This is a genomic window from Aquificaceae bacterium (genome assembly GCA_037481935.1).
GTDB lineage: Bacteria > Aquificota > Aquificia > Aquificales > Aquificaceae > Pampinifervens.
This window is the reverse complement of record JBBFKQ010000006.1, coordinates 31,631-43,496: the sequence shown is the minus strand read 5'-3', so window position 1 is coordinate 43,496 and position 11,866 is coordinate 31,631. Positions and strand designations below refer to the sequence as shown.

At 48.2% G+C, this 11,866-nt stretch carries 12 protein-coding genes; 8 read left to right on the top strand and 4 right to left on the bottom strand.

All coding sequences use genetic code 11. The features are described from left to right. Positions 1-43 precede the first annotated feature (43 nt). Positions 44-2,131, top strand: coding sequence for a secretin N-terminal domain-containing protein (locus WHS43_06325; GenBank protein ID MEJ5339253.1), 2,088 nt, complete (start codon positions 44-46; stop codon positions 2,129-2,131). After that, positions 2,128-2,700 carry a hypothetical protein gene (locus tag WHS43_06320; GenBank protein MEJ5339252.1) on the top strand — a complete coding sequence of 191 codons (573 nt, stop codon included), beginning with the start codon at positions 2,128-2,130 and terminating at the stop codon, positions 2,698-2,700. The genes WHS43_06325 and WHS43_06320 overlap by 4 nt, the downstream gene beginning before the upstream one ends. Here the strand turns inward: WHS43_06320 and WHS43_06315 are convergent. Further along, positions 2,662-3,087, bottom strand: coding sequence for a lytic transglycosylase domain-containing protein (locus tag WHS43_06315; protein ID MEJ5339251.1), 426 nt, complete (start codon positions 3,085-3,087; stop codon positions 2,662-2,664). The two genes, WHS43_06320 and WHS43_06315, sit on opposite strands and share 39 nt — an antisense overlap. A 7-nt stretch (positions 3,088-3,094) precedes the next feature. Beyond that, entirely contained in the window at positions 3,095-4,243 is a 1,149-nt protein-coding gene (locus WHS43_06310) for a glycosyltransferase family 1 protein (GenBank protein ID MEJ5339250.1), read from the bottom strand. Positions 4,244-4,293: 50 nt separating this feature from the next. On the opposite strand from WHS43_06310, the gene WHS43_06305 reads away from it, so the two are divergent. Beyond that, positions 4,294-5,358 carry a protease gene (locus WHS43_06305; GenBank protein ID MEJ5339249.1) on the top strand — a complete coding sequence of 355 codons (1,065 nt, stop codon included), beginning with the start codon at positions 4,294-4,296 and terminating at the stop codon, positions 5,356-5,358. Here WHS43_06305 and WHS43_06300 read toward each other — a convergent pair. After that, positions 5,302-7,173, bottom strand: coding sequence for a S8 family serine peptidase (locus WHS43_06300; GenBank protein ID MEJ5339248.1), 1,872 nt, complete (start codon positions 7,171-7,173; stop codon positions 5,302-5,304). The genes WHS43_06305 and WHS43_06300 overlap by 57 nt on opposite strands. A 23-nt stretch (positions 7,174-7,196) precedes the next feature. Here WHS43_06300 and WHS43_06295 point away from each other — a divergent pair, with 23 nt between their 5' ends. The 5 genes from WHS43_06295 to WHS43_06275 are packed head-to-tail and all read left to right on the top strand — an operon-like array spanning position 7,197 to position 11,479. Continuing rightward, entirely contained in the window at positions 7,197-8,612 is a 1,416-nt protein-coding gene (locus WHS43_06295; GenBank protein ID MEJ5339247.1) for a GspE/PulE family protein, read from the top strand. Positions 8,613-8,627: 15 nt separating this feature from the next. Beyond that, on the top strand, positions 8,628-9,782 hold the full coding sequence (locus WHS43_06290; GenBank protein ID MEJ5339246.1) for a cell division protein FtsA: 1,155 nt from the start codon (positions 8,628-8,630) through the stop codon (positions 9,780-9,782). 2 nt (positions 9,783-9,784) lie between these two features. Next, positions 9,785-10,171, top strand: coding sequence for a hypothetical protein (locus tag WHS43_06285; GenBank protein ID MEJ5339245.1), 387 nt, complete (start codon positions 9,785-9,787; stop codon positions 10,169-10,171). Continuing rightward, entirely contained in the window at positions 10,168-11,016 is an 849-nt protein-coding gene (locus tag WHS43_06280; protein ID MEJ5339244.1) for a type II secretion system protein GspK, read from the top strand. Before WHS43_06285 ends, WHS43_06280 begins: the two co-directional genes overlap by 4 nt. Further along, positions 10,994-11,479 carry a JDVT-CTERM system glutamic-type intramembrane protease gene (locus tag WHS43_06275; GenBank protein ID MEJ5339243.1) on the top strand — a complete coding sequence of 162 codons (486 nt, stop codon included), beginning with the start codon at positions 10,994-10,996 and terminating at the stop codon, positions 11,477-11,479. The genes WHS43_06280 and WHS43_06275 overlap by 23 nt, the downstream gene beginning before the upstream one ends. Here the strand turns inward: WHS43_06275 and WHS43_06270 are convergent. Next, complete coding sequence (locus WHS43_06270) at positions 11,450-11,842, bottom strand: hemerythrin family protein (GenBank protein ID MEJ5339242.1); 393 nt, start codon at positions 11,840-11,842, stop codon at positions 11,450-11,452. The two genes, WHS43_06275 and WHS43_06270, sit on opposite strands and share 30 nt — an antisense overlap. Positions 11,843-11,866: the final 24 nt, after the last annotated feature.

Sequence of the window (11,866 nt, the reverse complement as noted above, 5' to 3'; positions counted from 1 at the left end):
GTGTTCAAGAGGCCTTTTTGTGTTATAATTCTTATGGAGAAACATGAAAAGTATAGCCATTTTTTGCACAGTAGCCATAATGGTCTTTTCATGCGGTCAGGTAGTTCAGGAGCATTACACCATAAAAACTGAAAAAATCCAGAAACAGGAGGAAGTGCCTCAAACATCCATCAGCGAATTAAAGTCAGAGAGAGAGGAAAAGGTCAATCCAGTGGTTTATGAAAAGCCTGCGAGAGAGGCTGCTGAAGAAAAAGAAATCCAGAAGGGTGGAAAAATCTCCCTCCACTTTGAGGACATAAGCCTTCAGGAGCTTCTGAATGAGGTCTTCTACAAGATACTTGGGCTTTCCTACGTGGCACCTGCAGAGCTTACTCAAAGGGTTACCATTCATGCAGACAAGATATCAAAAGAAGAAGCCTATGAGTATGTAAAGAGCCTTTTAGAGATGGCTGGCTATGGGGTGTTAAAAGAAGACAGAGTTCTTAGGGTGGTTCCTCAGAAGGCTACTACAGCTCAGGGGCTCGGCTTTCTGGTCTACAGACCTACCTACATAGCCCCACAGACACTCAACGAAGCCATAAAGGGGCTTCTTTCTCCTATAGGTAAGTCCTTTGTAAGCGGACAGGCGATTGTAGTCATAGATGAAGGGGCCAGGATAGCAAGAATAAGAGGTCTTATTCAGGGCGTGGACAGCTCTCTCTATAGCTCCACGAATATAGCTTTCATAAGAACAGCCCTTCCGCCGGAGCAGGTTAAGGAAAGCCTTGAGAAGATACTTAGGCTCCTTGGAAAGGCGGACACACCACAGGTGGTGGAGGCCCTGAGGAGGGAGGGACTTCTTGTGGTAGTGTCCTCCGACAAGAACCTCTTTGAGGAGATAAAGGGTTGGGTCAGGATAATAGAAGAATACTCAAAGAGAGAAAGACAGGAGGTTGCCATATACAGGCTCAACTTTGTGGAGGCAAAGACAGTTGCTGAGATAATATCCAGTCTGGCTCTTCTTCAGGAAACCCTCACCATAACAACAACTACAGAGAAAGTTGCGAGTGAGCAAAGAACTCAACAGCAGGCACAGCCAGAAAGAGTGGAAACTCCTGCCGAGACAAGAGCAAGAACACCTCAGAGACAGGCTCAGGAACAGCAGCCAGCTCAGCAACCCGCTCAGCAGCTTCAACGACCCGCTGAACCTACAACCATAAGGGAAGAGAGAAAAGAGGAAAAGCTGACAACCTTTGGCAACATAATAGCAGACCCAAAGAGCAACTCACTTATAGTAAGGGCTACGCCTCTACAACATCAGGTTATCAAGGCCCTTCTTTCGGAGCTTGACAGGGTCCCCAGGCAGGTGCTCATTGAGATGGTTGTGGCTGAGGTATCTCTAGGTGATTCCCTTCAGCTTGGCTTTGAAGGTCTTATAAAAGGCTTTATAGACAGCAAGATGTTCAACATATCCACATCCTTTGGGCTCATTCCAAATGCCCAGAACCTGCAGGGTTTGAATGTAGCCATTTTTAACAACGCTGGAGATTTAAGGGCAATACTTAATTTTCTATCAACAAAAACTTCTGTAAGGGTGCTTTCAGCACCGCATATTATAGTCAGGGACAACGAAGAAGCCACCATACAGGTTGGTGCAGAAGTGCCTATCCTCAGTCAACAGCTGGCTGTAAGCACAGGAGGTCTTCCAAGCGTTCAGAATCAGGTTCAATACAGAAACACCGGCATAATCCTCAGGGTGGTCCCCACCATAAGCACTGATAACAGGGTGACACTCAGGATATATCAGGAGGTAAGCGATGCAGTTTCCAACACCATAACTCCTCAGCTTCAGTCTCCCATAATTACCAAGAGGTCTTCTTCCACTACACTTATAACCGATGGTAATCAGGTGGCCCTGCTCGGGGGAATAATACAGAGCAGGACAACAAAGGACACGAGCGGTGTCCCTCTTCTATCTGATATACCGGGACTGGGCATTCTTTTCAGAAATCAAAAGGAAAGCACATCCAACACGGAGCTAATAGTGTTAATAAAGGCAAATGTGATAAACACACCTGCGGAAAATACAACCTACAAGGGAGAATTTCTTGAAAAGACCAGAAAACTGAGAGAGCTTATAAGAGAAGAATGAAGCCAATCGGAGAAAATCTGAGGAGACTTGCAAAATACAGGAGACAGGCGCTTATCTTGCCTGGTCCATTAATCATAATCTTTCTTATAATAGCCCTTGGCTACAGACCATACATGGAGCACATAAACAAGCTCAAAGAAGAGCACAAAGAAAAAAAGGAACTTCTCAGGAGATACAGAGAACGTGTAGAAGAAATCCCAAGGTTAAAGGAGGAGTTGAAGGCACTACGGGAAAGAACTGAAGAAGCTACGAGGATATGTTTTAGGGAAAAAAATTCGGAAGAGGCAAAATCAAAGTTTTTCCAGATGGTATCTTCGGAAACTCAAAACATGAATCTAAACTTACAGGAACCTGCAACAGAAACTTATGGCGATGTGGATATTTTCACTATGAATATAAGTGGAAGGATAGTGGATATAAAACCTTTTTTGCTTTTTCTTGAAAAGATGGAAAAGTCAGGCAACGTTCTTGTAGAATCACTTGAGATAAAGGTTGAAGACCCAAATAACCCCGTAACCCTACTGGTAAATCTAAAACTCGTTTCCTGTAACCTCAGAGTTTCTCCCTGAAGCGTAAAGGTTTACCATTTCGAGGGTCCTGTATACTTTCCAGACATACTTGCTGGTCTCTCTGGCATTTTTCCCCTTGTTGTAACAGTCTACAGCCTTCCAGCTTACTCCGTTTTTTAGAATACACTCTCGCAAGATGTATCCACCTGCCATTATGTTTTTACAGGGATGCCACAGGTCCTGTTCTCCTCCTATAATGCCTTTTCTCATTAGCAAGGGGATATTGGATGAGTTAACCTGCATTATTCCTATGTCGTAAGTTCCATTTTTGTTTCTGTTATATGCCTTCGGGTTCAGACCACTCTCCACATAAGCTATGACCACCATCAACTTCTTGGGAATGTCATAAACTTCAGATGCCTGCTGGAAGCAGAGAGACAGATCCATGATACTTTTATTCTAACATGGAATCAAGCAAGTCCATCGTCTTTCTGGCAGTATTCTTCCACGTAAAGAATCTTGCTCTTTCCAGTCCTTTCATACTCATACTGAGCCTCAAGCTCTCGTTCCTGATTACTGTTGATATCTTTGTGGCCATATCTTCCACATCTTCTGGGTCAAAATAAACAGCCGCATCACCACATACTTCAGGTATGGAAGCCCTGTCTGAAGCAACCACTGGACAGCCACAGGCCATGGCTTCAAGGAGCGGAAGACCAAAACCTTCATACAGAGAGGGGAATATGAGTGCTATTGCTCCATTATATAGCTTGACAAGCTTTTGCCTGTCTACGTAATCCAGAAAGTATACCCTCTTCTCAAGCCCCATCTGCCTCACTTCCCTGTAGACTTCTTCATAGTATTCGCCGGACCTTTCTCCCACAACCAAAAGCTTTACATGACCATGGTTAAGTTTTCCAAAAGCCCTCACCAGTCTATGAAGGTTTTTGTATCTTCTGACCGCACTCACAAAGAGAACATAATCCCCATAGACAAGCTTCTCCTGATACACCTCTTCGTAGGACAGCCTTTTGAAGGTATCTGTATCCACACCCGGATAAATGGTCTCCACCCTTTGAGAGTTTGATGGAAAATATTTATACAAGTCCTTTCTTGTGCTTTCAGAAACGCAGACTATACACGATGAGCTCTTTATTACGAGTGGTAACACGTACTTGAAATAATATCTCATTCTTGGATATTCACCCCAGAATATTAGAGGAAGAAAGTCATGAATTGTTATAATCTGCCTTACGCCACTTAATGTGTATATCATACCCTCTGGAACTGTTGAATAGAAAACTCCCACGCTGTTTTTTTTCAGAATGAAAGGAAGTCTTAACTGTAACCAGGCTATTCTCGCAATGCTGTTCAATAAACTTCTTCCCGGCATCACAATGTCAGACACCCCGAAGAACCTTGCAGAGAAATTTCCTTGGTAATTACGAGAATGTGATTCTGGTAGCAGAAATGCCAGTTCCCTGTTCAGATTAAGAAGGGATTTAACCACTTCATCTGTGTAAATTCCAAGACCAGTGGGTTTTTTATGTATAAAAAGTGCATTGATTAGAATATTCCTGTTCCCAAGTTCTGAGACGGTCATGGAGTTTCACGCTCTGAATATTTTAACGCAGTTCAAGTTATAATTTGTGCATGATACGGCTATTAGCCTTCTTCATGAGCATAAACCTGGCACTCTCTCAGACAATTGTAGTTCCCATACCAGGTCAACCAAGGGAGCAAACGCCACAACCTATCCAGACACCACAATCCTCCAGCGGTGGTGGTGCGGGGCTAGGTTTGGTAGTGGGTTCAGTGGTGGGCGGTCTGATTCTGAGCCTTATCTTCTCAAAGGCTGTGCCTGCAAAGCCCGCTGAAGGTAAGGGTGGGAAAGACCAGAAAATGCCAGCCTTTGTTCCCTTTGAGTTTATAGTGGTTCACAGAGGGCTTCTGGAGGGGCTTGAGGTGATAGAAAGGGGAATTTTTGAAGATATAAACTTCTCCCTTGTGCGGTGGGAGAAGAGCCAGAGGGAGCTGGAGGAGAGCCTGAAGGATAGTGTGCTCTTTGTTCAGCCAAACTTTATATACGAGCTCTTTGGCGAAGCCACAGCCCAAGTAAGGTCTGGTGAGGGAAGAGAGGGCGGGCTGAAGGCTGGCGTATGCCTTCTGGATACGGGCGCAGACCAGAAGGCAGTGGGTGGATTTTTACTGAGGGTTGAAAACCATCTGAGAAGTCCATACGCTCCAGAAGACCACGGCACTGCCAGCGCCTACCTCATAGGTTCAGGGGGAGCGGGTGTTTACCTCCACAGGGTCTGCTCTGAGGGCAGGTGCACCTCCTTTGCCTTTGCGAAGGCTCTGGTGGAGTGCTTCAGAGAGGGAGTGAGGGTGATAAACACGCCCTTTGGCATGTATGGGGAGGACAGGCTGGCAGGACTGATAATTTCTGGAATATCAAGGGCTGGCTTCAGGGTGGTTGCGCCCGTAGGCAACGAGCCATCAAGGGTTCTACCCTTTCCCGCAAGGCATCCGGCAGTTGTAAAGGTGGCAGGAGACCCTTGCTTTCCAAGAGGGCTGTGTGAAAACTTTCCCAGAGAGCCCTACAGGGTAAAGGCTCTGGGAGTGGGTGGTATGGAAAGGCTCTTTGTGGGTACCTCTTTCTCAAGCGCCCTCCATGCGGTCAGGCTTGCCCTTGAACCTTCTGAGGACAAGCAGTAGGGCAACAAAGCCATACACCCACAGATACTGAGCAGAGCCAGTGCTGCAACCCCCACCCCCGCCAGAAGTTGTGAGAGTGCCACCAGAGGGTGGTGTCTGACCTCCAGAACCGGGGGAGACGCTCATGACCGCCTGTGCCTTTCCACAGCCAAAGAAGTTGTTAGGCACACTGCCCACTGCTGAGTCCCTCAGGGCGTTCTGACAGAGAAGCTCCTTCGCCTGTTCTGGGATAAGGCTCGGGTTTGCTTCCAGCATGAGGGCAACAAGCCCCGCCACTGCAGGTGTAGAGAAGGAGGTGCCCGCCTCATAGGCATAACCCCCCATTTCCTGCGGCACATATACCACATAACCCCCTGCGCTTATGTCTGGCTTTGTCCTTCCGTCCACGGTGGGACCCCTCGAAGAGAAAAAGGCAAGCATTCCAAGGCTGTTGAAGGCTGGAGAGCCACTACTGAGAGCCTTTGAGGTAAAGGCACCCACCGCTATAGCCCTCCTTGCGGTAGCCGGCTGGGCAACTGTGTAGAGGTATCCACCTTGTCCGTCAGAGACCGTGTAGGCTCCAAAGGAGTTGCCCTCAAAACCTCCAAAGAGGTCCACTCTTGAGGGACCACCTGAGGTGAGTGTGAGCTTGAGAGTATAGCTTCCAGAGCAGTTGTGGTCAAACTCCACATAGACCTTTCCATTGAGAGGATAACTCTGGTGGGTTATGGAGTTGACGCAGGACAGGTTAAGGGTCGGAGGACTGCCCCTCTGAGAGACTGCACACCTTCCAGAGCTGTCGCAGAGCTCCACCCGATAAGAAGAACTTCCTCCATACCAGACCTCAAAGGGTATGCCAGGGCTAAGGCTGACGGGAACGCTCACAAAAGTAGCCTCCTGAATGACCGCCCTTAAGGGCAGGTGTCCCTCGTTTCCTGCGGCAGCTACTACGATGGTTCCAGGACCAGAGTTCTGGTCTATGAAAAGGTCAAGGAGTGAGGTGCCGTCGGCAGGTCCAAGGGTATTGCCAAGGGATATGTTCACCACCATGGGCATACCAAGCTGTTGTCTTTTGCTTTTTATGTATTCAAGTGCCCTCATTACGGTGGCGTCGTCAATGGCGCCTATAGAACTAACAACTTTTACCGCCACTATGCTGGCCCCGGGTGCAATGCCGTTTTTGCCCGCCAGCACTCCAGCAACCGCAGTGCCGTGCCCCCCAAAGTCGTAGTCGCAGTCTCCAGACTGACGCCTCTGTCTTATGGCGTTCTGGTCCAGCTCCAGCCCAGAGGTTGCATCATAAAAAAGCACTATCCTGTCTTCAAACTCGGGATGGCACAGGTCTATACCCGTGTCCACTACTACCGCCAGCACACCCCTCCCCGTCCTGCCAGAGAGCCTCGCAGATGTGCCAAGCCAGTAAGAGTCTGGCAGAAGGCTTAAAGGATGGGTCTCACTCCAGAGCAAAAGCCTGCCATCGGAGGAGCTGGCGCTTATGTTAAGGCTTCCGTCAGAAAAACAGCTGAGGATATTGCCAGACTGGGAGCAGGGACCTGAAAAGCTCACCGATGCGTTTATGGTGGAAAAGCCTATGGTCTGTCCTGCCCTCACTGGAAGGCTGTAGCTTTTTGAGCCCCTGACCCATATGCCAATGGAGGAACTCCTGAGTATTTCATCCTTTAGCCATAGCCTCTTGGGCTTTTCTGTGTATACAAGCTGAGACTTGAGACTTTTCAGAGCCTGCTCTGAAACCACGCCCACCCTGCCATCGTGATAGAGAACCTTTAGCTCCCCTCCCAGAGCAAAGCTCAATAAAAAGAAAATCAAAAGCCACATGGTGGTTTAAAATTTTAACAGAGATGGTTGACATAGTAAAAAGCTACAGGCTCATTCCAGTTGAGGAAAATGACTCCCTTGTGAAAGTTCTTGCACCGAGGGGAGCAGACCCTCTCCTCTTTGAGGAGCTTCGTTTTTCTCTTGGAAAGGAGGTGGTGCCCCTTTTTGTGTCTGAGGAGGAGTTTTCCCAGAGGCTTCAGGAGGTGCTGGCTCAGGAAGAGGTGCGTATAGAGACCGAAGAGGGGCAGGAGCAGGAGGTCAGAGATATCCTCTACGAAGAGGAGACAAGCCCTGCAGTGAGCTTTGTAAACCAGACGCTCATCAGAGCAGTGAATGTCTCTGCGTCAGACGTTCATATAGAACCCTACGAAGGGCAGTCTGTGGTCCGGATAAGGCTTGATGGTGTGCTGCATGAATACACGCGCATACCCCTTTCCCTGCACGAGCAGGTGGTCTCCCGCATAAAGGTGCTGGCAAACCTGAATGTGGCAGAGAGAAGGGTGCCTCAGGATGGAAAGATTGCAGTAAGAGTTGGCAGGAGACACCTTGACATAAGGGTATCGGTTGTCCCCACCGTCTTTGGGGAGAGGGTGGTTCTCAGGCTTCTGGAAAAGGGTGGAAGGCTTCTCAGGCTTGAGGACCTGGGGCTCTGGGAGGAAGACCTCATAAGGCTCAGAAGGCTCTCTCAGAAGCCCTACGGCATAGTGCTTGCCACAGGTCCAACAGGTGCGGGCAAAAGCACCACCCTCTATGCCATGATACTGGAGATTAAAAGCCCCACCAGAAACATCATCACCATAGAAGACCCGCCCGAGTATCAGATAGAAGGGGTGAGCCAGATACAGGTAAACCCAAAAGTGGGTCTTACCTTTGCGGTGGGGCTAAGAGCCATCCTGCGTCAGGACCCGGATGTTATCATGGTGGGGGAGATAAGGGACGCAGAGACCGCAGAAATAGCGGTGCAGTCCGCCCTAACGGGGCACCTGGTGCTTTCCACCCTCCATACAAACGATGCACCCTCCGCCATAACAAGGCTCTTTGACCTTGGCATAGAGCCCTTTCTCATAGCTTCAGCCCTTGAGGGGGTTGTGGCTCAGAGGCTTGTAAGAAAGATATGTCCACACTGCAGAGAGGAATACAGACCCACTGAGGAAGAACTTCTGGAGCTGGGTCTTTCTGGGGAATTCACCTTTTACAGGGGTAGGGGCTGCGAGCACTGTATGGGAACGGGCTACAGGGGAAGGACGGGCATATACGAGGTGCTGGAGGTGGACGAGGAGATAAAGAGGGTTATACTAAAAATGCAGGATGCGGTGGAGCTCAGAAACTCTGCAAGAGCGGGTGGTTTTAAAAGTATGCTGGAGGATGGCATAAGGAAGGTGCTTGCAGGCATAACCACACCTGAAGAGGTGCTCAGGGCTGTAAGGGCAGAGGATTGATGTAGGGTTGAAGTGATGCTTAAAAAAGTTGTAACCGCAAAGGATGGAGAGAAGAGTTTAAGCATTGAATATAGCTCGCTTTCAAAAGAGTGGAGGACCTCTCAAAAGTCTGGAAGAGTTCTTTGTTGTGTGCCATCTGACAGGGTTTTCATAAAGGTTGAAAGTTATACTCAGGAAGATAAAAAGACAAAGCTCTCTGAACTTAAGAATTACGCAAGGGAAAAGTTTCCGGAAAGCAGACACGATATAAGACTCTCCGAGGGCAGGGCTTATCTTGCTCTCTGCAGAAGCTGTGAGGACTGTGAAGCCATTGAGCTTGAACCCTTTGCCCTTGCAAGACTTGGAAGTCTCTACGGCGACGAGATTTTTGTCATAGACTGGGGCAGGAGGAAGACGGTCTTTGTAGAACTTAGGGATAGTGTGCTTCAGTCCTTCAGGGTTGTGATGAGGGGTGGAGACTACATAAGCCGTAAGCTCTCAGAGGTCAGAGGTATATCCCATGAAGAAGGGGAAAGGCTCAAAAGGCTTGAAGGCATTACCCTCAGAGAGGTGGAAGAAGCAGTTAAGGAAATCCTTGAACTCTCTGGCTACAACTTTGAAGGCAAAAGGGTGCTTCTTACGGGTGGAGGCTCAAGGCTAAGGGGGCTGAGAGGTCTTTTCCCTGAGGCTCTGGAACTGAGGCATTGTGAGCCAGAATATGCAGTCTGTCTCGGAGCATGTCTAAGGGAAGTTTTAAAAAACTCATACCCGGACTTTGTCCAGAGGGAGCTGACACCCCAGGGCATGAAAAGACTGGCCTATGTGGGCGCAGGTATGGGTATAGCTTTTATGCTTAGCCTGTTTGCCATGCACAGGGTCTACTCGGTGGAGACCCTGAGAGATGCTCAGAGGACTGAGTTCAAAAAGCTATTTCCAAGAGAGCCCATAGTTTCCCTTCAGGAGCAGGTCCGGGCAAAGGTATCTACCGGTGAAGAATACAGGCTTACAAAGCTCTTCTCAAGGGCTCAGGAGAGTCTCAGACCGGGCATGAAGCTATACAGCTTTGAGTATGCGGATGGAAGGCTCACCATAAAAGGTGAGGCAGACAGGAATACCCTTGAGGGTCTTAAACTGCAGTCAATAAAGGAAACACCCACTGGAAAGGTAGAATTTGAGCTGAGAGTGCCATGAGTATGAGCAGGCTAAACCTCATATTCTTCTTGCTGACGCTTGTCCTGCTTGCCCTTCTCCTTGACCGCTACTACAGGCTAAGGGACGGCTACTATGCTGAGTATTTGAGGTATAAGGAGGTTATGCTACTTTTGAAAAACTACCAGACCCGTCAAAAGGCTAATATTGACGAAAACTTTGTCCGTCAGAAGCTATCAGAAGTGGGTGCAGACTTTGTTTCTTTCAAACAGGTGGATGTGGGCTATGAAGTAAAGGCGAGAAACCTGAGAGGTGAGAACTTGCCAAGGCTTGTGTATTCTCTGGAAAATTCGGGTGTGGAAATACTCAAGCTCAGGTCTGTGGACAACACTGGTCAGGGAATTTATGAGGTTGATATGACCATAAGATGACAGTTGTTCTTGCCCTCATACTTTTTATCAGCGCCAGCGTCCTTGTTCTTGACCTCTACAGCACAGTCAGGAGCACTCAGATTGCAGTCCAGCAGGTCTATGCACGCACTCAGGCTCTTTATGTCTTTAAATCTGCTCTGCCCCTTGCCCTCGCTATAATAAGGTCTGATGACCCTTCTGTGGACCATCTGCAGGAAAGATGGGCCTTCCCCATAAGCTTCAAAACGGAGAAGGGAGAGCTGACCATAAGCATCTACGACGAGGATAGGTTCATAAACCTCAACACCGCAGGCGAAAACCCAGAGCTTTTCAGGCATCTCTTTTCCTCCCTCAGAATTGACCCCCAGTATTTGGACAGGCTCCTTATATGGATTGGTAAGAAGGATGGTAGCTTTGACAGCCAGTATCCCATAAAGAGGGCACCCCTGAGTTCAAAGGAAGAGCTCCTTTATGTGGGCTTCAAGCCAGAAGACCTGCAGGGCAAGACAGTAGGAAACAGCTTCTACCCGGGGCTATGGAGCTTGACCACCACCTTCTCTTCTGGAAGGGTAAACGTAAACACCGCACCCCTTCAGGTCCTTACTGCCCTTGACCCTCGCATAGACCAGACCCTTGCAAGCAGGATAATGGAAAGAAGAGCTAAAGAGTCCTTCAAAAGACCAGAAGACCTGGTGCTCGTGGAAGGCTTTACCTTTGACATGCTTTACAGGATGAAAAACTACATAGATACAAAAAGCAGGTTTTTTCACATAGTTATGGACCTCAAAAGCGGTGGCTACAGCGTGAGCTTTTCTGCCATCTACGACAGGCAGGAGGGGAGGATTGTCTATAAAAGGGTCTACTGAGCTTTTACTTTATGGACTTCTTCTTATAAACCTGACCCTTCACAGGTTATACGGTTTCCCAAACCTGAGCACCGCCCTTCTTCTCCTTCCCCTTGCCTTTCTGCCCTCTGAAAGGTTTGGACTGAGGAGTAGGTGGAATGCAAGTCTTCTTTTACTGCCATTTCTGTATATTCTTTACCCTCAGGGTTTTTTCAGCCTTGCTCTTCAGGCTTTTGCAGAAGAGCTTTTCTTCAGAGCCTATCTTATGCAGAGGTTTTCAAACCTTGCAGTTTCAGTTCTTTTTGCCCTTCCACACATTATTCTCTACACAGACATCTGGTCAGTGCTTACCTTTTTCCCTTCACTCTTTTATGGATACGTATACCAGAAGACAAGATCTCTGGGCTTTGCATTCCTTCTTCACCTTGCCAGCAATGTGCTGTGGCTGAGCTTTTTAATCCCCTATGTGCACGGCGGTCACTGAATCCCAGCGGGATATGTGGAGCAGGAGCCATGGTATGAGCCTTTCTTCTATAAAGTCTTTCACCTCCCTCATGTCTCCTGAAGATTTCCAGCTGAGGTAGAGGGCTTTCAGGTCTTTTCTCATGCTGTCATGCTCTGCCTTGTGCATTGGATAGGCAAAAAACTCTGCCTCCTTCATCAAATCTTCCTCTGTAGAAAAGTGGTCTTCCACATCGTATAGGAGTATATCCATCAGTCTGTCCACTTCATCCCTCTTACCCTTCTCGCAGGCAGAATATAGCTCCCTTATTATCTCCAGCTCCTCCTCGTGAAGGGTGTTGAAGAGTTCATTGGCAACTTTTGGCAGGTCCTTAAGCTCAAGCATGGTCATACCTCCTGAGTTTTTAAG

What these genes read in the sequence shown, in the direction of transcription:
- WHS43_06310 (MEJ5339250.1), bottom strand. Translation starts at nt 4,243, where the DNA reads ATGACCGTCTCAGAACTTGGGAACAGGAATATTCTAATCAATGCACTT.
- WHS43_06300 (MEJ5339248.1), bottom strand. Translation starts at nt 7,173, where the DNA reads ATGTGGCTTTTGATTTTCTTTTTATTGAGCTTTGCTCTGGGAGGGGAG.
- WHS43_06315 (MEJ5339251.1), bottom strand. Translation starts at nt 3,087, where the DNA reads ATGGATCTGTCTCTCTGCTTCCAGCAGGCATCTGAAGTTTATGACATT.
- WHS43_06325 (MEJ5339253.1), top strand. Translation starts at nt 44, where the DNA reads ATGAAAAGTATAGCCATTTTTTGCACAGTAGCCATAATGGTCTTTTCA.
- WHS43_06290 (MEJ5339246.1), top strand. Translation starts at nt 8,628, where the DNA reads ATGCTTAAAAAAGTTGTAACCGCAAAGGATGGAGAGAAGAGTTTAAGC.
- WHS43_06285 (MEJ5339245.1), top strand. Translation starts at nt 9,785, where the DNA reads ATGAGCAGGCTAAACCTCATATTCTTCTTGCTGACGCTTGTCCTGCTT.
- WHS43_06320 (MEJ5339252.1), top strand. Translation starts at nt 2,128, where the DNA reads ATGAAGCCAATCGGAGAAAATCTGAGGAGACTTGCAAAATACAGGAGA.
- WHS43_06305 (MEJ5339249.1), top strand. Translation starts at nt 4,294, where the DNA reads ATGATACGGCTATTAGCCTTCTTCATGAGCATAAACCTGGCACTCTCT.
- WHS43_06270 (MEJ5339242.1), bottom strand. Translation starts at nt 11,842, where the DNA reads ATGCTTGAGCTTAAGGACCTGCCAAAAGTTGCCAATGAACTCTTCAAC.
- WHS43_06295 (MEJ5339247.1), top strand. Translation starts at nt 7,197, where the DNA reads ATGGTTGACATAGTAAAAAGCTACAGGCTCATTCCAGTTGAGGAAAAT.
- WHS43_06280 (MEJ5339244.1), top strand. Translation starts at nt 10,168, where the DNA reads ATGACAGTTGTTCTTGCCCTCATACTTTTTATCAGCGCCAGCGTCCTT.